Source organism: Scytonema hofmannii PCC 7110 (assembly GCF_000346485.2).
Taxonomy (GTDB): domain Bacteria; phylum Cyanobacteriota; class Cyanobacteriia; order Cyanobacteriales; family Nostocaceae; genus Scytonema; species Scytonema hofmannii.
In genome coordinates this window covers 10473700-10492818 of record NZ_KQ976354.1, presented here as the reverse complement: position 1 = coordinate 10492818, position 19119 = coordinate 10473700, and the positions used below count along the sequence as shown (strand labels likewise).

The 19119-nt window shown below is 42.1% G+C and carries 17 protein-coding genes and 4 pseudogenes; 9 read left to right on the top strand and 12 right to left on the bottom strand.

The annotated features are described in order from the left end of the window. Positions 1 to 141: 141 nt before the first annotated feature. Positions 142 to 630: pseudogene (locus tag WA1_RS44220) on the top strand (DUF429 domain-containing protein); the annotation flags it as partial. Positions 631 to 1014: 384 nt separating this feature from the next. On the opposite strand, the gene WA1_RS44215 reads toward WA1_RS44220, so the two are convergent. Further along, on the bottom strand, positions 1015 to 1557 hold the full coding sequence (locus tag WA1_RS44215; RefSeq protein ID WP_017744741.1) for a TetR/AcrR family transcriptional regulator: 543 nt from the start codon (positions 1555 to 1557) through the stop codon (positions 1015 to 1017). Between the two features lie 95 nt (positions 1558 to 1652). Between WA1_RS44215 and WA1_RS44210 the strand changes: the two genes are divergently transcribed. Beyond that, entirely contained in the window at positions 1653 to 2279 is a 627-nt protein-coding gene (locus WA1_RS44210) for a glutathione S-transferase family protein (RefSeq protein ID WP_017744740.1), read from the top strand. Positions 2280 to 2294: 15 nt separating this feature from the next. Beyond that, entirely contained in the window at positions 2295 to 2501 is a 207-nt protein-coding gene (locus WA1_RS44205) for a hypothetical protein (protein WP_017744739.1), read from the top strand. Between the two features lie 505 nt (positions 2502 to 3006). Here WA1_RS44205 and WA1_RS44200 read toward each other — a convergent pair. Together WA1_RS44200 and WA1_RS44195 are read right to left on the bottom strand one after the other, a co-directional pair. Next, complete coding sequence (locus WA1_RS44200; RefSeq protein ID WP_017744738.1) at positions 3007 to 3951, bottom strand: DUF4351 domain-containing protein; 945 nt, start codon at positions 3949 to 3951, stop codon at positions 3007 to 3009. A 283-nt stretch (positions 3952 to 4234) separates the two neighbouring features. Further along, positions 4235 to 5380 carry a pyruvate kinase gene (locus tag WA1_RS44195; protein WP_017744737.1) on the bottom strand — a complete coding sequence of 382 codons (1146 nt, stop codon included), beginning with the start codon at positions 5378 to 5380 and terminating at the stop codon, positions 4235 to 4237. 550 nt (positions 5381 to 5930) lie between these two features. Here WA1_RS44195 and WA1_RS44190 point away from each other — a divergent pair. The 3 genes from WA1_RS44190 to WA1_RS44185 all read left to right on the top strand — a co-directional run bounded on the left by WA1_RS44190 (position 5931) and on the right by WA1_RS44185 (position 7672). Further along, complete coding sequence (locus tag WA1_RS44190; RefSeq protein ID WP_017744736.1) at positions 5931 to 6698, top strand: DUF429 domain-containing protein; 768 nt, start codon at positions 5931 to 5933, stop codon at positions 6696 to 6698. Positions 6699 to 6895: 197 nt separating this feature from the next. Further along, the gene (locus WA1_RS60945) at positions 6896 to 7027 is read left to right on the top strand and encodes a hypothetical protein (protein WP_017744735.1); all 132 of its coding nucleotides are present in this window, start codon (positions 6896 to 6898) and stop codon (positions 7025 to 7027) included. 39 nt (positions 7028 to 7066) lie between these two features. Continuing rightward, complete coding sequence (locus WA1_RS44185) at positions 7067 to 7672, top strand: Uma2 family endonuclease (RefSeq protein WP_017744734.1); 606 nt, start codon at positions 7067 to 7069, stop codon at positions 7670 to 7672. A 166-nt stretch (positions 7673 to 7838) separates the two neighbouring features. Here WA1_RS44185 and WA1_RS44180 read toward each other — a convergent pair whose 3' ends face one another. From WA1_RS44180 to WA1_RS44175, 3 genes and pseudogenes are all read right to left on the bottom strand, one after another. Continuing rightward, positions 7839 to 8903 (bottom strand): transposase, encoded by a 1065-nt coding sequence (locus tag WA1_RS44180; protein WP_336389856.1) that lies wholly within the window; start codon positions 8901 to 8903, stop codon positions 7839 to 7841. Then, positions 8899 to 9036, bottom strand: a pseudogene (locus WA1_RS60940) (IS607 family transposase); the annotation flags it as partial. The gene WA1_RS44180 and the pseudogene WA1_RS60940, both read right to left, overlap by 5 nt. Before the next feature lie 63 nt (positions 9037 to 9099). Further along, on the bottom strand, positions 9100 to 9570 hold the full coding sequence (locus WA1_RS44175; RefSeq protein WP_272819355.1) for an IS607 family transposase: 471 nt from the start codon (positions 9568 to 9570) through the stop codon (positions 9100 to 9102). A gap of 96 nt (positions 9571 to 9666) precedes the next feature. On the opposite strand from WA1_RS44175, the pseudogene WA1_RS44170 reads away from it, so the two are divergent. Next, positions 9667 to 9900, top strand: a pseudogene (locus WA1_RS44170) (DUF429 domain-containing protein); the annotation flags it as partial. Between the two features lie 48 nt (positions 9901 to 9948). Here the strand turns inward: WA1_RS44170 and glgP are convergent. Together glgP and WA1_RS44160 are read right to left on the bottom strand one after the other, a co-directional pair. Beyond that, positions 9949 to 12555 carry an alpha-glucan family phosphorylase gene (gene glgP / locus WA1_RS44165; RefSeq protein WP_017744730.1) on the bottom strand — a complete coding sequence of 869 codons (2607 nt, stop codon included), beginning with the start codon at positions 12553 to 12555 and terminating at the stop codon, positions 9949 to 9951. A gap of 682 nt (positions 12556 to 13237) precedes the next feature. Beyond that, complete coding sequence (locus tag WA1_RS44160; protein ID WP_272819470.1) at positions 13238 to 13618, bottom strand: efflux RND transporter periplasmic adaptor subunit; 381 nt, start codon at positions 13616 to 13618, stop codon at positions 13238 to 13240. Positions 13619 to 13762: 144 nt separating this feature from the next. Here WA1_RS44160 and WA1_RS44155 point away from each other — a divergent pair, with 144 nt between their 5' ends. Both WA1_RS44155 and WA1_RS44150 read left to right on the top strand, forming a co-directional pair. Next, positions 13763 to 14104 carry a hypothetical protein gene (locus WA1_RS44155; protein WP_158516776.1) on the top strand — a complete coding sequence of 114 codons (342 nt, stop codon included), beginning with the start codon at positions 13763 to 13765 and terminating at the stop codon, positions 14102 to 14104. Positions 14105 to 14332: 228 nt separating this feature from the next. Continuing rightward, a complete protein-coding gene (locus tag WA1_RS44150) occupies positions 14333 to 15256 on the top strand; it encodes a GntR family transcriptional regulator (RefSeq protein WP_017744727.1) in 924 nt (307 codons plus the stop codon). On the opposite strand, the pseudogene WA1_RS54140 reads toward WA1_RS44150, so the two are convergent. From WA1_RS54140 to radC, 4 genes and pseudogenes are all read right to left on the bottom strand, one after another. Then, positions 15156 to 15542: pseudogene (locus tag WA1_RS54140) on the bottom strand (UbiX family flavin prenyltransferase); the annotation flags it as partial. The gene WA1_RS44150 and the pseudogene WA1_RS54140 sit on opposite strands and share 101 nt — an antisense overlap. Continuing rightward, positions 15524 to 15802: a tryptophan 7-halogenase gene (locus WA1_RS44145; protein ID WP_017744726.1), complete on the bottom strand. Its 279-nt coding sequence runs from the start codon at positions 15800 to 15802 to the stop codon at positions 15524 to 15526. The gene WA1_RS44145 and the pseudogene WA1_RS54140, both read right to left, overlap by 19 nt. A 397-nt stretch (positions 15803 to 16199) precedes the next feature. Next, positions 16200 to 18107, bottom strand: a complete 1908-nt coding sequence (locus WA1_RS44140; protein ID WP_017744725.1) for a GTPase family protein — start codon at positions 18105 to 18107, stop codon at positions 16200 to 16202. A 170-nt stretch (positions 18108 to 18277) separates the two neighbouring features. After that, positions 18278 to 19015 (bottom strand): RadC family protein, encoded by a 738-nt coding sequence (radC, locus tag WA1_RS44135; protein WP_026134804.1) that lies wholly within the window; start codon positions 19013 to 19015, stop codon positions 18278 to 18280. Positions 19016 to 19119 lie beyond the last annotated feature (104 nt).

Genomic DNA, 19119 nt, shown 5'->3' with positions numbered 1-19119 from the left:
ACTACACAAATATAGCTAAGTAAGTCAGCACAATTAATGTTCTAGAATCTTCCGTAGCTTGTAAATACTGCGCTAAAGCAGTTGAAAAAGGGTTAAAAAGTACCAACAAAACAAGCTTTTGGAGTATTTTAGATGATTACAGGATGCTACCCAGCAAATCTTAGCCTACCCTTTGCAGAGCGAACAGTAAACTTTGGACTAGAACTAGAAGCCTGTGGTTTTAACCACGCTCCAACTATAGAACCACAAAAACCAGGAAGATATCAAATCGAAGTATTTCCCCATCCAGCAATCGTCCATCTCTTCGGCTTAGAACGCATCCTCAAATACAAAAAAGGACGCCTCAACGAGCGCCGCGCAGAACTCACCAAACTCCATAATTACATCACCAAAATTTTCCCCTCTCTCCATCCTCCTCTGTGTCCTCTGCGACTCTGCGGTTCATTTCTTTCAGAAATTCCCACAACAGGCGCAGCCCTCAAAGAAGCAGAAGACAAACTAGATAGCCTTATATGTGCCTACGTCGCAGCTTACTGGTGGTATTGGGGAGAACAACGCAACCTAGCACTAGGCGATCGCACTACAGGTTACATTATCATCCCCAATAGAATTTTAGATTTTAGATTTTAGATTTTGGATTGGCAATGTGAACTACCCAATAATTTAAACAGTCATGAAGGTTAACTTCTACAAACTGAGCATCAAAGCAAAGAATTTTAGACTATTGGAACGATTGGAGTAAGCTGCAATCGCTCTTGCAACAACACTATACTTAGTAAAATAAGCGATCTCGCTATAATCAATGAGCACCGCCGCCGACTAGCGATGGTTTATTGACATTCTGGAGGAATTGGAGCCGTTAACACGCTGTTCCTATTACTGATGTCTATGCAAAATCACTCCAAAGCTTAAAATAAGTTGAAAAAATAGTAAAAACTGTACGTTCGCTGATTTTTAGCGTCGAAGAGGAATCAATGCCCTAAGAGGAAAGAAATAGGGCGAACGTACCACAACTTAAGAGCAAAGTTCCTGCGGTAATTGTTTTACAACACGCTCAAAGGGAGTTAGATCGTCTAACCCATGAGCCACAATTAAAGCTCCTTGAATCGCTATGAGGGCATTTTCCGCTCGTTCTTTTGCCAGAGATTCTTTTAATCCTGCTTCTATCAAAACATTTGCGATCGCATCAATCCACGCACGCAAGACTGTTTGCACCTTGACATGAAACACATCTCGTGATGACCCCATCAATATTATGGCTGTCAAGCAGGGTTGTTTCCCACCTTCATATAGCTCCAGGACGCGATCGCACATCCTACACAATCGAGTCAGTGCATCTCCTTCTGAATGAAGTGCCTTTAAGATGTGTTGCTCAAACCAGCTATTGAGAAAATCTAACACAGCCGTCATCATTTCATCTTTACCCCCAGGGAAGTGATGGTAAAGGCTGGCTTTCCCCAGCCCTGTTGCTTGAGAAATTTTGGACAGGGTTGCGCCATCGTAGCCATATTGTCGAAATAATTGCAGCAAACAGGGAATGTAAGTGTCTTTTGCCATTTATGTGGGAATAAAAAATTGACCTCTTGACATTATACCGAACGATTGGTACATTAATCATAGACCGAACGATTGGTACAAAAAAGGATCAACTCATGATTAAGCTTTACGGTCACGAATTATCTGGTAACAGCTACAAACCAAGGCTTTTGCTATCGCTTTTAAACATTGAGTATGAATGGATTAAAGTTGATTTGATGAAGGGAGAACACAAGTCTTCTGAATTTCTTGCCATCAATCCCTTTGGTCAAGTTCCCGTTCTTGTAGATGGAGATACTACGCTTGCAGATGCTCAAGCAATACTGGTGTACTTAGCTCGCCAGTATGGTGGCGAACAATGGTTACCACTTGATGCTGTAGCACTTAGTCGAGTTGTGCGTTGGCTGTCAACAGCCGCAGGTGAAATCCGTCAGGGACCGGAATTCGCTCGTCGGTACTACCTGTTCAATGCTACTTATGTCAATATTGACTGGGCAAACCAAAAAGCAGAATTTATTCTCACACAGCTGAATCAACATTTGAGCGATCGCTTCGCTACTGAGCGGAGCGCAGAACGCCAATGGTTGGAATGCGATCGCCCGACGATTGCAGATATAGCAGTTTTCCCCTATGTTGCTCTAGCACCTGATGGCAAAATTTCACTTGAACCTTATCAACACGTTCTGAGTTGGATAGAACGAGTCAAGCAGCTACCAGGTTACATTCCTATGGTAGGACTGTAGGAGAATCCTCAATCAATGAATTACCCTCATCCCCAACCCTTCTCCCTTAGGGAGAAGGGAGTCAAAATTCAATACCGCTCGCAAATGTCTACCCAAACTTACCCACAAGTGGATAAATCTGGTCAAACCGGAGGAATAGCGGTCAACTCCTCCTCCCCTGAAGGATTCACACCTTCACAAACTGACAGGGGTTATACTCCCGTGCCTGTGCTGAAGCTTTGAGAATCTCTTGATTCCCGGTGTTCACCAAGCTGTCGCCAGTAGAACCTGTTAGATTGGGTAAATGTCTACAATACCAATGCTTACATTCGTATTGCTATAAAACCTTGACTTGTATGCAAAGACGTGTTTGCGAGTACTTGGTTTGACCCAAAATCTGCAAAGCGTTTCTCGCTAGTCTTAGTTAAGAGGTAACTATAAATCAATCGCCCTCTGAAAGTCAACGTGACATCCGTTAAGAAATATTAAGGTTTGTTCAGAATCTAGTTTGACCCTCATGTTAACGAGGTAAACGAACCTCTTCAAAAAGGCTAGCATTGAGTAAATGTGGGTAGTAATTAAGTGACAGTTACCTACCCTCTACCCGCTCTCATATATTTCTCTGTCCCATTTATTTCCCTCTCCCAAAGGGAGAGGGGAAAAGCTTAGCAACATTCTCAAAAAACTGTACCAAACGTTCTATAATTACAAAAAAAGATTTATGCCACGCAAATTTACTACTATGAAACTACTGTTGCTCCAACCAATTAGTTAAATCAGCCATCGAAGTAAAATCTAGTAATGCCTCACCTAATGTATCCAACTCTTCAACTGATAACCCACGTAGACGGTTAACTATTGTGTCATCAACATTACCTACACGGCGATTGAGTAGCCGTACTATTAACGATAAGGCGTGTTCTTTTTTACCTGTTTCAATACCGCTGCGTTCAACAGAAGTAACGTACTTCATTGCCTGTCTTACCTCCAGTTGTTTAACTTCTTGTCTAAACTCTGCTTCTAAATCTAATGGTAGCGTCAACATCCAATCTAAGAAAGCAAACAAATTGAGAATATCTTGTTCCTCAAACTCCATGGAGTACAATCGCTGTACTAAAGCTAGCTTTTCTTGTTTGCGTAATGTTCTATCACTACGGGTATTAAGTGCAGCTAAGTGTGCCAAGACTACCATAGCAAATGGATTATTACTTGCCGATAATTGGGATTGCTGTTGTTGATCATCTAATAATTTGATAACAGGATATTCTACATTTAATCTATACCCAAATAAACTATAACCGAATTGTGATGGTTTCCAATTAGGATTATCATCACCCAAAACGGCGATTGAAACTACTTTCTTTTTATATTTACTATAAATACGAGAGCTATAAACATACATTCTTTCTGCAAAATCTGAATCTTCTTGAGCCTGTACCTCAATATGAATAAGTACCCATTCTTCTGAGCCGTTAGTCAAATATATTTTTACCAATTTATCAGCAAAACGGCGTCCAATCTCAGCGTCTTTAACAACTTCCTCTAATTCTTTGTCTAAGAATTCAATTGGTTTTGTCCAATCAATATGTATATACTCATTGGGCAAGAAAAATAAAATAAATTCTTCAAAGTATATTTGTAGGATATCTTTCCAAGGAGAATCATATGCAGTTGGTGGATTTTTATCCGTCATTGTCAGTCTTATTTGGTAAACACTGTATTTTAATATACTATTAATTAAACCGTTATCAAAATTTTTACTCGGTCTAGTAGTGGAGTCACTAGCGTAGTTCTCAGCACTGAAGGTAAGATGCTTACTTCTCCTAGTTAGGACAAAACTGGAATTTGATTTCGAGAGTTTATGGAAGAGCGGTTGTAATTGGATCGCTAATTATTTGGCTATTCATCCTGATGAACTCGAAGAACTGAAAGCTGGTCAATTATAGTGAATCATAATAGGGATCGCTGGTCACTGGTCAGGTGCTCACTGCAATTGTATGAATTTTGAGAAAATTTGTTCCTTGTGAACGCTTGGTAGGAATACCAGCCATAATGAGAACTTTGTCGCCTGGTTCAACCCAACTGCGATCGCGCAAAATTTCCTCAACTTGTGCTGTCAATTCTTCAAAAGTCTCAACTTCGCGGTTTAGCAAAACTGGTTGCACGCCCCAAATGAGGTTTAAACTGCGGTAAACTTTGGGGTTAGGTGTAAGCGCAAGAATGGGTACTTTAGGACGTTCTCCAGCTGCTAACCGGGCTGTGTAACCGCTACTTGTAAACGTGGCAATGTAGCGCGGGGGTAGCACTTTGCAAATCGCATTGAGTCCCATACTTAGCGCATGAGTGACATCCGTTTTTGCAGGCGGATTGTTCAGAAATTCTATCTCTGCTTCTGTTTCTGTTGCAATTTTCACTAATCTTTGTACGCTTTCGACAGAAACCTCTCCTACCTCTGATTCACTTGAGAGCAGTATTGCATCAGTACCATCTATAATGGCGTTGGCAATGTCACTAGTTTCTGCACGAATCGAATGGGCATTATGGATCGTGCTTTCTGGCATCTGTATTGCGCTAATGACAGGAATTCCTTTATGGTTACACAGTCCGATAATGCGTTTTTGTAGCAGAAGAAGTTTCTCTTGACTCATCCCTACACCCAAATCACTCGGTGCTATCATCACTGCATCGCATTCATCCAGTATCTCTTCTAGGTTGGCGATCGCATCATGTTTTTCAATTTTAGCAACGACAGGTGTATCAGCTGCACCTTTTTGCTGTAGTAAGTTCTTTAAAACCCGAACATCCTCAGCACTACTTACAAAACTTAGAGCAATATAATCAACTTCCTGAGATAAACCAAATTCTAAATCTTGAGTATCTTTGTCGGTTAGAGAAGATAACTGCGGTTTTTGCAGTTCTTGCAATAAAGTTATGGGAGTGTCCAGTTCCTCTGCTATCGAGCGAATCTGAGCAATTGTTTGAGCAAGATCGTCATAACTTCCATGAGATAAATTGAGACAAGCTACGTTCATCCCAGCTTTTATCATACCCGCAATTGTCTGGAGCGAACTAGCAAGACTGACGGTGGCGACAACCTTTGTTTGACGTGTTAATGGCTGCATAAAACATTCGTGAAATTTTGTAAAGAACTGTAATGAAGAAGCGCTAAAATCAGTTCTACACGCATATTGATATCAGTCTCAACACAACTCAAGTCGTGCTGAAACGGTTTTGACAAGTGTACTTTACACCAGGGTAGTTGCTACTTTGTGAGTGTAGAGTTGACGATAAAAAGCGATGGCTCTTTCTCAACAATAAGAACGCAGCCTGCGTACAGTGATTTCGATTTTTTGCCTCATCTGACACAGAACCACATCTTACGTTTTGGCTTTCAGAACATACATGGCTCTCCTATAGCCTAACATCTTAGTTCCATCTTCATCTACCGTATTTAAAGCTTTATATTTTATCTATGTCAGCACGATAGATTGCTTGTTTAATACCTTTTATTTTATGAAGTCTTATTTTAGGAACATTCCTAGTTCTGTGACACTCATTATCTTCAAGTTCAGCCAAGGCTTCAAGGAAATCAATTTTCAATTCGTCTGGCCAAATTTTCTGTCAGGAACTGGCTAAAAATGCGACAATAAGGGGATCTTCGGATTGACAAAAATGAAATTTCTCGGAATCGACTTAGGCTGGAAATCTCAACCAAGTGGGTTATGCTATCTAGAACTGACAGACGAAAAACTAAAAATAATAGACTTAGATCGAAAAGAACTCATTACAGACATTCTCACTTGGATTGACACTTGCCTCAAACCAGAAGAACCCACCATCATTGCCGTAGACGCACCAACCTTGATCCCCAACATTACCGGAAGCCGTTTACCCGATAAACTCACCCACAAATACTTTGGCAAATATCATGCAGGATGCTACCCAGCTAATCTTAACTTACCCTTTGCAGAGCGAACAGTAAACTTTGGACTAGAACTAGAAGCTCGTGGTTTTGCCCATGCCCCAACCATTGAACCACAAAAACCAGGCAAATACCAAATCGAAGTATTCCCCCATCCAGCCATCGTGCATCTCTTCAGCTTAGAACGCATCCTCAAATACAAAAAAGGACGCCTCAACGAGCGCCGCGCAGAACTTACCAAACTCTATAATTACATCATAGAAATTTTACCCTCTCTCTATCCTCCTCTGTGTCCTCTGCGACTCTGCGGTTCATTTCTTTCAGAAATTCCCACAACAGGCGCAGCCCTCAAAGAAGCAGAAGACAAACTAGATAGCCTTATATGTGCCTACGTCGCAGCTTACTGGTGGTATTGGGGAGAACAACGCAACCAAGTACTAGGCGATCGCACCACTGGTTACATTGTCATCCCCAAGAGAATTTCTTTCCAAGCAGCTAGTTCCTTCGCTAAGGCATAGTTATCAGCCGTCAAATCCTTTTTTCGCTGACGCGAAGAAACTGTGCTGCAATTCTTTCTCCGCAAGGCAAGGTTGATGGCAGATTTCTGATGTTGACAACTTGCCTTCTTACCAAAGAGAATACCATTGCTCTGGAGCGGAATGCTATATTAAAATGATTAGAATTAAAAAATTCACAATTGTAAAAAGAAAAGTTTATGACTCAAGCAATCCTTCAGAAAATTATCAGCCAACTTCAAGAGCTTGAAGCAGAAGAATTACATCAACTTGATCGAGCAGTTAAGCAACGCCTTATTGTGAAAACGCAAACTGCTGAACAAACTGCATGAATTACCCCATAGTTTTGACTTTGATGATTAGATAATATTATGACTTATACCCCACCAAAACTGCTTACTTTCGAGGAATTTGTCGCTGAATACGGCGATAATCCCCGCTACGAACTTATTGATGGAGAATTGCGCGACATGGAACCAACAGGCCCGCACGAAACTGTTTCGGGTAATATTGCAGGTCGAGTTTTTGTTGAAATCCTAAAAGCCTCATTAGATTGGATAGTACCAAAAAGTTGCTTAATCAAGCCACCTGCGGCCCAAGCAACAGCACTGCGTCCAGACATAATAGTTTTGGATAACGAACAACTCAGGTTTGAACCTTTATGGCAAAAAGAGCCGATTATTTGCAATGGTAGCACCATCAAACATGTTGTCGAAGTAGTAAGCACTAATTGGCAAGACGATTATGCTCGAAAAGTAGAAGAATATGCATTTCTAAATATTCAAGAATACTGGATTGTAGACTTTTTAGGTTTAGGAGGTTTGCAATTTATTGGTAAACCAAAACAACCCACTTTTACGGTTTGTCAGTTAATTGGCGATACATATCAGCAACAACAATATCGTTTAGGCGAAAATATAAATTCTTTCCTTTTTCCAAATATACAGCTTAAACTTGATGACATTATACCGCGTTAGTTAATATTAGTTAATATTTAGTCGCGCATATTGTGATTCTTTAACCCCATAAAGCATAGTCAGGACTAAAAATAAAACGCTACGATCCAGACCATGTGGGGATTGCCTTTGCTTTTACAAACATCCTACCTTCCGATACATTTTCGCTAACGATTCCCAACACACGTTAACAAATACTCAAGCTAAGATTCTCTCTTAGCCAGGGCGTATCAACCAATGCACGAAGGAAAATCCCTCGCGCACCATTTAAATCTCTATCCATAGTTTTACCCGTGGATGGGGATTTAATGATTTTAGATCCGCCAATTTTTACTATTTCACCAGTCCAGCTAACTGTTTTTGATGTGTACGCTTCATTCACATCTAACACTACTTTGTTATGTTCAAAAGCTTTATGCTTGATGAATTGCTTAAACTGATAGTGAGAAAGTGTTAACATCTGACGTACAGACTTTGACCTGATTCTACGCTTTCCTTTTTTTGACATCTGTGATGTTTCAAAAGTTGGAAGTAGAATGACATCAAAATTATCAACCAAGAACTTAGCCGTCTTTTTGTGAAGTTCATCAACTAAGTTTTTAATCTTGGCTCTTATCCTGTTAGCGGCTTTCTTCAATCTTCTTTTTAATTGTCCAGTTGACTTAGAAATAGCGCTACATAATTCATCTAACTTAAAGCAAAGTTTTTGAATTTTCATGTTAGCATTCTTGCCTAACCAGCCAAATGACGATTCGGAGAAAAAAGTGAAAAATTTTCTAATGCCTGGATCTAAAGCTACAACACGTCCTTGGTTCTCGGTTTCTAGTTGTAGACTATTTGTTGGAATTGTCAGGTAGTAATCGCTATAAACGCATACTAAACGACAATCACCAAAATTTTTAGGCAAAGTTTCGGTAAACTTAACTTCACCTAATATTGTGTGGTAAATCCCTTTTTCTGATACAGCTGATTTGGGAATATAACACGATTGTTTTGGGTCTTTTCTAGATTTAAATTTGAAATTATAAAAGACCCCAGATTGTTTGTACTTAAGTTTAGCGTTGCTAACCGCTTTACAAGCATCTTTGATAGCTATTGATTTGATTTGGTAGGGAGTATCTTTACACCAATCGGGCAAGCTGTTAAGAATACTTCCCTTAATCGCTTTCCAATTGGCTTTAATAACTCCATCCCTTAACAATTCAAGAGTTTGATTGAAAACGAAACGGCTAACACCAAACCATTGTCTAATCAGTATCTTCTGTTCCGGTGTTAGCTTTAGATAAATCTTCCTTGATTTTTTTGGAGTATTTTCTAAGTCCATGCATTCGGCAACTGAAGACGTGAAGGATTGAGAGTAAATCCTGTGTAAGTTCTGATTCGGGTCAGGAGTCTTACACGTAGAAAAAGGGGGAACCTGATTACTGATATCCTGCACTACCCCTCGTTTAAACAAGGGGCTTGAAGGTTCCCCCTTTTTCTGGGGACATTCTAGGACAGTGTACAGTTTTGTCGAGAACCACGATTTGTCCACCGTTTTGCTCGACCATGAATTGAAAAAGCTCGAATCCAAACCTCGCGAGTCGGTCACGACAGGCAACGACAAGTGTGAGCTTATCTCCACGCATAAGGCGTTCCAATAAGGATTGCAAACCTTTGCGCTTAAAGTTGATACCTGACCCAATGTCTCTGATAATTTCTGCTGTTGGGTAGAGGGATTGCATATACACGACTTGTCTATCAAGGTCGTCGCGCTGCTTTGAGGAACAGACTCGACAGTAGCAAACAATGGTAGTTCTAGTTGTATCGCCACGGGTGTAGGATTCAACGTCGTAAAGTCTTTGCCCTGCTGAGTTTTTGATGCTTTTGATTTTGCCTTCATCCGCGTACTTCCTTAAAGTATTTGGGTGCAATCCCAAAAATTCGACCCATGAGTCTGAGTGGTATGTATGCCATACCACTCATGTTAGCAGACCTTAAGGAAAGTGAGTAAATATTAGCAAAGCATCAACTAGTTAATATCCCTCCATCCGCCTCTGTGTCCTCTGCGACTCTGCGGTTCATTCATGCCAAAAATTCCCACGCTAGGCGCAGCCCTCAAAGAAACAGAAGACAAACTCGATAGCCTCATCTGTGCTTACGTCGCAGCTTACTGGTGGTATTGGGGAGAACAACGCAACCAAGTACTGGGCGATCGCACCACTGGTTACATTGTCATCCCCAATAGAATTTTAGATTTTAGATTTTAGATTTTGGATTAGCAATTTAAAATCCAAAATCTAAAATCCAAAATTCTCCTACTGCGCCCAAACAATCAACCGTGGTTCATAAGGACTAGATAAATATTTGTGCTTAGGTAACACGCGCAAAGACAAGCCCTGCAAACCAGATGTTACGTACACAACATCAGCCGTGTAAATACTTAATCCATCCTTATCTTCCCCTTGGTAATCCATCACCACAGGTATACCGTTGACAATCTCGCCATTAGCATCTATCGCACCTTGGTAAAGTTCCAATTGCACATCTTTTTCTGTTAAAGTTGCCAAATCAACTCTAGCTTTAACGCTAACAGTCTGGTTAACCTCAATCTCAGCACCAGAAGATATGTTGATATCCTTGATTTTTATACTGTACCAGTGTGCAGTTAAATTTTCTTTCCAAGCAGCTAATTCCTTAGCTGGGGCATAGTTATCAGTGGTCAAAGTGTGGCTGCGATCGCTCGCCGGGAAATAAGCCCGCAAAGCATACTCTCCCACCATCCGCGCCGTGTTGAAGAATGGGCAGTTCAATCGAATGGCATCCTTCATTTTATCAACCCAGCGACGGGGTAAGCCATCCACATCCCGGTCATAGAACAAAGGCACGACTTCCTTTTCCAAAATATCATAAAAAGCGTTTGCCTCAATTTGATCCTGGTAATTGGGATCGTCATACAGTTCCCCATGTCCAATTGCCCAACCAGTGCGGACGTAGTCAGCTTCATCCCACCAACCATCCAGCACGCTTAAATTCGGTAACCCATTCATTGATGCCTTCATACCGCTTGTACCAGAAGCTTCCCGTGGGCGGCGTGGATTATTTAACCACACATCACAACCAGCCACCATCAATCTGGCTATGTGAATGTCGTAGTTGGGAACAAACACAACTTGCTTTTCCAAATTTTGTTCGTGAATAAAGCGATTGATTTCGCGGATAAGTTCTTTACCAGGAATATCTTTGGGGTGTGCCTTACCAGCAAAGACAAACTGCACTTTGCGGTCTTTATTGCCCAATAAAATTCTCTTAATCCGGTCAATATCACGCATCCACAGGGTAGCACGTTTGTAGGTGGCAAAGCGGCGGGCAAAACCAATAGTGAGAACTTTCGGGTCAAGAACTTCTTGTGCTTGGGCAATTTCTAGAGGAGAAGCCCCACGATCTTGTAAATGTTTCACCAAACGTTCCCGCACGTACATAATCATGTCCAGGCGACAGCGTTCGTGATTGCGCCACAACTCCTCATCGGGGATCGAGTCCATGCGTTCCCACAAAGGGTGATCGGTTGGTGCTGATGACCAGCTCGGTCCTAAGTAGCGATCGTATAACTCTTGAGTAGATTTAGCAACACAGCTTCGGGCATGCACGCCGTTTGTGATTGCTGCGATGGGGACTTCCTCAGCTGGTACGTTCTGCCACAAACCTTTGAACATTTGTCGCGACACAACCCCGTGTAATTGTGCGACACCGTTAGAAAATGTTGCCATTTTCAGAGCCAGCACCGCCATACTAAACGGCGCAGACAAATCACCCGTGTTTTCCCGTCCTAACGCTAAAAATTGGTCTTTATTCAAACCAAAAATATCTGCGTAGTATCCCAGGTAATGCAAAACTTTATCTGGGGGAAACAGGTCAATTCCTGCAGGTACTGGTGTGTGAGTGGTAAAAATGTTACTAGAAGCCACTACTTGTTTGGCTTCAACATAATTCAGCCCTTGTTCTTGAATGAGGATGCGGATACGCTCTAATGCTGAGAAAGCCGCATGACCTTCATTCATATGGTAAGCGGTAACATCATATCCAAGCGCTTTCAGCATTTGGACACCACCGATCCCCAAAATCATCTCTTGGTGGATACGCATATCAATATCGCCACCGTAGAGTTGGTCTGTGATGTCATGATCGTAAGGGTTATTTGGCTCAATGTTAGTGTCTAGCATATACAAAGGCACTGTTCCTACTTGTACGCGCCAAACACGGGCATATACCTTTCGCCCTGGATAGTCTACCCCAATTCGCAGTTCAGAACCATCAGGATTGCGTTCCAGTTGCAAAGGCATATTGTAGAAGTCGTTGATGGGGTAGCGTTCCTGCTGCCAACCATCAGCATTGAGATATTGAGCAAAATAGCCTTGCTGGTAAAGCAAACCTACACCAACCAAAGGTAAACCCAAATCGCTGGCTGATTTGAGGTGATCCCCGGCTAGAACTCCCAAACCTCCAGAGTAGATGGGCAAACAATCCACCAGTCCGAATTCAGCAGAAAAATAGGCGTAGCATTCTTTGGGTTGGGGATTGGGAGGATGGCTCTGTTCCTTGTCCCCAGTTCCCAGTCCCTTATCCCTATTCTTGTGATACCAAGTGCGTTCGTGAAAATAATCTTCCAACTGACGCGCAGCTCGATCCATTTGCGCTAGGAAGCCTTCATCTTCCACAACTTCCATCAATCTCGCTTGGCTGATTGTACCGAGCATCAAAACAGGATTGTGACGGCTAGATTCCCATAAATCGGGATCTAAGCGACGAAATAAGTCTTTGGTCTCAACGTTCCAATCCCAATGGAGGTTATACGCTAACTTCCGTAGCGGCTCAAGTCGCTGCGGTAGTGATGGAGATACGTTAAAAGTACGAATTGGCTGCATAGGTCAGCAAGTCTCTAGCTTCAATTAAAGTTATTGTTGACTTTATTTCGTTAAAGCTGCCAACTTCTTAATACTCTGTTTGTCATTCTTTCTTGATATTAAGAAGTTTTGTAAAACATTCTCATTTTTCCTGTCAAAGCAGTTATTGAGGGTCTTTGGAACGCTAAGTACCACTTCTCCCCACACCGTAATTATGAGAAAACTTAATCATTTTGATATATTCTTTCCGTAAATCAACTAAATATGAGTAGATACTTTACATAAGTTTATATCTGGTTAAGCAAGTACTGCACAGTACAGGTACACTAAGTAAGTCGTCAGAAAATAAATGACTCCTTAGCAGCCTGTGGAGAAATAGGAGCAGTTAAGGAGCAGTTACCCTCGCACCACCCCTGTTATTTGGCTCACGCCCCGCTAATTGCAACGCCTTCTTTTTAAGATTCCGTTTTCAACTGCCCTAAATACCTTCAGGCTGCCGATCTATACAGAGAAAAATGGGTTCTTTCGTACAAAGCGCGTGCTAATTTATAATTATAGTCGATAACTTTCCTTTAAAATCAAGGCTTACAAGCACTTATAGTCGCGCATTTCAACCCGAATACGTTGATTGCAGTCAATAATGGCTGTAATAAAAGCCCCGTAAAGATTTCAAGCTGATTTTTCAAATAATTTAGCACGCTAATTACGCAAGAACCATCTTAGTTACGGTTCCCTTTAATTCGTCGGCAAAAGCAGAACTGGTAACAGTAGCTCGTTGTCCGCTCCGTACTCTGTTAATGTCAGTTTCATAGACCTCTGCGGCTACAAACATCTGATTTGTTTGACCAATAGCGGCGATTCCCTTCTCTCCAACAATTTCTCCAGGTTGAGCATAAATTTTTAAAATCTGACCTGCGATGGGCGAGCGTACATAGGCTAAAGCAAGATCTGCCTTCGCTTTTTTTAGAGCAGCGATCGCACTATCGACCTCAGCTTGAGCTGCTTGCAAATCTGTCGGGCGGATTTCACGCATCTGCTTGTAAGTGGCTTGTGCCTCGTTGATCTGCTGTTGTAAAGTCTCGATAAGTTGATTTTCCTTACACCTATTAAGAATACAGCAAGGTTAGCTCATTCATGCTTAGCTTCTGTTGGGCAAATCAAGTAAGGCTATATGCACACAATAAAATTTCTGTCAACGCGTAAGTCCTATCAAGGTAAAATAAGCCTCTTGAGTCAAGGTAAAATTCCGACTCCTGCTGGCATTCTTGTAGTCGATAGTAACAGAAGGATGGTGAGCCTGAATCGAAAGTTTATAGAGATGTGGTGTCTTCCTCAACACATTATAGTTTCACAAGATGAGGAGCAGGCATTAGAATTGGCATCTTTACTGGTTGAAGACACTAAAAGCTTTCTTAACAACGTTGAAGAAATTTACACACAACCTACGGTATTAGAGATTTATGACACTATTAAATTAAGGGATGGTCGAATGTTTGAGCGACATTCACTGCCTCAATACTTAGAAGAGAAATGTGTAGGAAGAATTTGGAAATTTCGTGAGATAATATAGAGTGTAACAGGTCGGTAAATCCGACTGCCATTGAAAATCAAATCTTACTCTTTCCCGCTTATTATCAAGTTAGATAATTTTTTCAGGTGTTGATAGCATCTTAGTTGTTTCATTTTTCTTTCCCTTAGTGTCTACCTAATTGTATTTGGTAATTCACCTAATGAAGGAAGAATAAGCAACTCTTTTATAAGAGGATATTATGACTAAATTCTACATATTCATATGGTAATGCCTCATCCGATTTCGTTGCCAATTACTGTTGATACTCAAGCACCGATAACGATTAATGCTCAAATTGCTGAACAGATTAAATTACTAATCTCTATAGGAGAACTGCAACCGGGTGATGCTTTGCCAACTGTTACTCAATTAGCCAAACATTTAGGAGTAAACCACAACACCATTGCTACAGTCTATAATTATCTGATTGAATCTGGTTATTTGGTAGCCTCTAGAGGTAAAGGAACTTTTGTCGCTCACACCCAAGCTGTACAGAACATTATTACTTATAAGCCATTTTACAATCTGCTAGGTGAAGCCTTTAGTGCTGCGACAATAATTGAATTATCTCCATCTGAATTTGGTGCAGCTGCCTACGCACAAGCCGTAAGATTGAATCGGCATCAAGTACCACCTTTAAAGTTAGTTTTTGTAGAATGCTTGCAACATAGTGCAGATGTGTATGAAGCCATTCAATCAGAAATAAAACTTTCTTTATCGAAACTCCATTTGGAAGACTTAAAGACTAGTCAGCCAAAAGCCTTGAAAGAGCTGTTGGCTGCTAACCTTGTCATCACAACGGCGCGACATTTATGGGAAGTTACTAAAATAGCTACTCCCGAACAGGAAGTGATTGGCGTTGATATTAAGCCCTCGCTGCAACTCTTGACACAGATTTCATCTTTACCTCGTCACGCTTTGATGCTGCTTGTTTGTCAGTCAGAAGCTGGTAGTTCAGAAATGAAACAGATGCTACAACAGGCTGGAATTTCTCACATAAACTTTGAAACCTTAAGTCAGGAGAACATAAAGCAAAATCCTTACCTTAAACTCAACTTTCAGAGCGTTCCCGCCAGCGCTGAATTAAGGAGTTATCAATTTCAAACTGGTCTATGGCACGTGCCACGACAAAGTCCACCAGGTCTTCAATAGTCTGCGGCTGATGATACCAAGCGGGAATTGCTGGGACAATATGAGCACCAGCCTCTGCTAAAGCTATCAAATTGCGTAGGTGAATCAGACTTAAGGGCGTTTCGCGTGGTACTACTACTAGCTTACGCCCCTCCTTAAGCTGCACATCTGCTGCGCGTTCAAGCAGGTCTGAACTGAGACCCCCTGCAATCTTTGCCACAGTACTCATACTGCAAGGAATCACTAGCATACCTGAGGTACGGAAGGAACCACTGGCAATAGTTGCCCCTATATCTCCCCAAGGATGAACCCATCTACAGCGTCATATCTTTCAAAAGGATGGTAGAAGTGTCTTGTCTGTGCATTCCAATTAACAAACTTAATCGCCATCTTATAAGTGGCATTGCACTTTGACATCCATTCACGCTCTTGCAAGTCAAGAAAATTGAAGAATGACTTGATGCTACTGAAAGTCGCTTCGCCAACTCCAATCTTTGTGATATTAGAAGACTCTACCAGAGTAATATGAACATTTTTTTCCAGAGCTTTGCTCCCATATAAAAACAATAAATGAATATGTTAGTCAATAGGTGCAAATGAAAATCACTTATGCCGTACTATAACAACTATCTCTCCCCAATAGCAATTACATTTTCCGGTTTTTCTCGAATCCACGTACCCTGATAGCGCGATGTAGCTAAGCTATGTCTTTCGAGTAGAGATTAAATTCTCCCAGCAGTTTCCGTTCTGCGGTCCCCACGTAAAAGGGTCATTGACCCCGGTCACGTCAGGATCAATAATAATACTTACGAAATGTATTAGAAAGAAGCCATTAGTACTACATTTAACTGGCTCGCCCCACCCTCCTTTTCAAAGGGGACCACTGCGTTGGGCGGGTTTCCCAACTTGTAGTATGTGGCGTGGATTAACATCATTTTAGAAAAGTCTGAAAATCTAGTCTTTGTCACTGTGACAAATAGGACTCAAACCGCTCTCGCAACTGTTCAATTGACAAATTTTGTGTCCAATACTCTACTAAAGCGTGACCAAATGCCCAAGCATTGCGATCGGGAGAGGCAGTATTTTCTAGCAGCAATGACCAAAGTGATAAAAGGTCAAATTTGTTGGAATTGCCCGTACCTAAGAGTGAGAAAAGCTCATAAGCCATCTGAAGTTTGCCAATCACAATTGGCAACTGTTCCACTGGAATTTGTGCTGCTAGTAAATTTGCGAGAGCTGGTGAGCCTGTTGATATTGTAGAAATGAATTGCAAAACTGGGCTTTTCAAAAATGCTGCAAGTCCCTGAGTTGTTGCCATTTGAAAAGTGTAGCGATCGATGATTTTGGCAGCCGCCGTGGTGCGGGCTTCTCGATCGCGTAAAAAGCGAGCCAGACGGAGTTGCTTGGCTGGTGCGATCGCATTTATTAACCCTAAGGATAATACGTCTATTCCCCATGGAATGCGAGATGTTTTGCTGTCACCAGTTACGACGGGCAAAACTAGATTGCAGAAGTCTCCCAAAAGTTGAGTGCGATACTCTGTTGCTTCCCGAATCGCTATCTCCTTTGGGCGATTCCCCCATTCCCAATCATAAGGAGGTTCCCACTCTCGAATGGGACGCAGACGATCTACTTGAGTCACAACTGCGATCGCAGGTAAATTTGCCATGTCTGCCTTTAAGTCTCTCAGAAAATCCACATCCATTTGTAACGCGGGATCGAGAGCAGGAGTGGCTAATAGTAGCAAATCAACGTTGTTAGTATAATCTAGTACAATTTCTCGTAAATCTTTACGGTTGACTTGCTCGTAACCAGGGGTATCCCAAAGTGTGAGTGTTTCTCCTGTCTGGCTTTGCCAGTGGTAATTTTGAATCCGATCTGTACTGGGCAAAACATCTACTGCGGCTAAATCTGTTTGAAAGAGGGTGTTAATCAGGCTGCTTTTGCCAGAACCCGTTCGCCCTACCAGTAGAATGTTAACGGGTTTTTGCTCCACTGCTTCTGTCGGTTCTGCTTGAGCTAGGATATCTCGCAGAGTTTGAGTGTTGACCTTGGGTAAACTGGGTGTGGAAACAGAAGGTGCTGAGACGGGTAATGTCGTGCTACTGTAGAGAGCCATCGCTTGCTGACACAAGTTTCTCAAAGCAGCTTCTCTCAAAAGCTGGCTCAAATTCACCAACAGTTGCTGAGTCGCTTGGCTACCGGAACGCTGACTCACAACTTTAGCCACTGCTGCTGCTGGATTTAACAGCCACTGCGCCCAATTCCACGCTCGCAAAAGTTTACGAGCAGAAGGCTCTAACTTGCGGTACATCTCGTATGCTTGGTATGCTTGCCCAACCGTGACTTGATTGAGAACAGGGGATAAATTCTGCATCCACCGATCCAAGTCATCTACTGTTCCCCGAATGAGACCATAAGCTTGGGGAACGTAAATGTTCAACAAGGGATACTTTTCTTCTGGGTTGTAGATCTGAGCGATCGCCACAACAAGCTCCTGACAGCGGTGCCAAAAAGTTGACCAGTCTTCCCAGATTGGGCGATCGTTTTGTGAAGCTTTCAATATCTCCTGTAAGGCGACTTCTGCAAGATTTGCAGCATCAGTTCCCACTGTTCGCCCTGATGTATCGCCTGTAGTAGATTCCAGTTCTTTGCTAACCTCCGCCACTACAGCTTCTACTTGACTAACCAATGGTTGAGTCCATTTCACCAACAACCAACGCCAAGCAACAAATACAAGGATAAATACAGCCCAGATCCAGTTAATGCTCCACTGATGAATTTGCAACCCTGCTGCTACCAGTAAGAAACCAACGATCGCTGCGATCGGTGTTGCCAAGACAACCCACTGCCATAACTTTAATCGCACCATAGTCTTATGCCCATCTAAAGATTAGACCTTTAGCAAAAACGGCACGCGCAAACGTTCGGAATGTTGTTTTTTGCCAAAATCTTTCTTGTAACTAGTTCATCTCTTATCTGCTAAAATATTAGCATTTTTATTGAGTTTTCGCGCTCGCATTGTCCATCATCATTTATTGTTTAATCTCCCTGCGGACACTCCTCCCACAAAGTTGTGATCTCCCGTAAACTTTGGTGAGTCCCATCACCCAAAATCAAATGGTCGAGTAAAGGAACGCCCAATAAGTTTGCCCCAACTAGTAACTGACGGGTTAACTCAATATCCGCCTGACTGGGTTCAAGATTTCCAGATGGGTGATTGTGGGCTACGATCAGCCGGGTTGCGCCTTGCCTAATCGTTTCCCGAAAAATTTCCCTAGGCGGTGCTAGGGTTTCGGTTGCGGTGCCAATTGTAATCACTTGCGTTCCTAGCAAGCGGTTTTTCACATCCAACAGAACAACAGCAAACCTCTCCTGATTTTGCCACATTAAGTCTTGACTGAGGGCTGCAGCCGCAACTGCTGGGCTATCGATGATGGTCTTTTCTCCAGGACGAGATAGGAATGCTCGTTTACCCAATTCAATTGCTGCTACAATGGTTGCAGCTTTCGCAGCTTTTATCCCATGGATTTGCATTAACTCTGCGGCGCTGACATCTCGCAAAACAGTTAAAGGTTCATCCTCTCGCTGGTGTTTTCCCAGTTCGTTCAAAATGTACTGTCCTAAACCCACAGCAGAAAGTTTTCCGGCTCCTTGACCGGTTCCTAGCAGAATTGCTATCAACTCGGCTGTAGCCAAAACTTTGGGACCGTATGTCAACAATCGCTCGCGCGGACGTTCGGTCATGGGCATATCAGCAATTCTAAGGCTATAAGTCATACAAGAGGATGGGAGATAAGAATGATACATTAACTTATTCCTGGAAATCCCCTGTCAACTTTGAAACTAATTCTTTTTTGACAAATTATTTAATATTTGCCTGT

What these genes read in the sequence shown, in the direction of transcription:
- WA1_RS44215 (WP_017744741.1), bottom strand. Translation starts at nt 1,557, where the DNA reads ATGGCAAAAGACACTTACATTCCCTGTTTGCTGCAATTATTTCGACAA.
- WA1_RS44210 (WP_017744740.1), top strand. Translation starts at nt 1,653, where the DNA reads ATGATTAAGCTTTACGGTCACGAATTATCTGGTAACAGCTACAAACCA.
- WA1_RS44205 (WP_017744739.1), top strand. Translation starts at nt 2,295, where the DNA reads ATGAATTACCCTCATCCCCAACCCTTCTCCCTTAGGGAGAAGGGAGTC.
- WA1_RS44200 (WP_017744738.1), bottom strand. Translation starts at nt 3,951, where the DNA reads ATGACGGATAAAAATCCACCAACTGCATATGATTCTCCTTGGAAAGAT.
- WA1_RS44195 (WP_017744737.1), bottom strand. Translation starts at nt 5,380, where the DNA reads ATGCAGCCATTAACACGTCAAACAAAGGTTGTCGCCACCGTCAGTCTT.
- WA1_RS44190 (WP_017744736.1), top strand. Translation starts at nt 5,931, where the DNA reads ATGAAATTTCTCGGAATCGACTTAGGCTGGAAATCTCAACCAAGTGGG.
- WA1_RS60945 (WP_017744735.1), top strand. Translation starts at nt 6,896, where the DNA reads ATGACTCAAGCAATCCTTCAGAAAATTATCAGCCAACTTCAAGAGCTT.
- WA1_RS44185 (WP_017744734.1), top strand. Translation starts at nt 7,067, where the DNA reads ATGACTTATACCCCACCAAAACTGCTTACTTTCGAGGAATTTGTCGCT.
- glgP (WP_017744730.1), bottom strand. Translation starts at nt 12,555, where the DNA reads ATGCAGCCAATTCGTACTTTTAACGTATCTCCATCACTACCGCAGCGA.
- WA1_RS44150 (WP_017744727.1), top strand. Translation starts at nt 14,333, where the DNA reads ATGCCTCATCCGATTTCGTTGCCAATTACTGTTGATACTCAAGCACCG.
- WA1_RS44140 (WP_017744725.1), bottom strand. Translation starts at nt 18,107, where the DNA reads ATGGTGCGATTAAAGTTATGGCAGTGGGTTGTCTTGGCAACACCGATC.
- radC (WP_026134804.1), bottom strand. Translation starts at nt 19,015, where the DNA reads ATGACTTATAGCCTTAGAATTGCTGATATGCCCATGACCGAACGTCCG.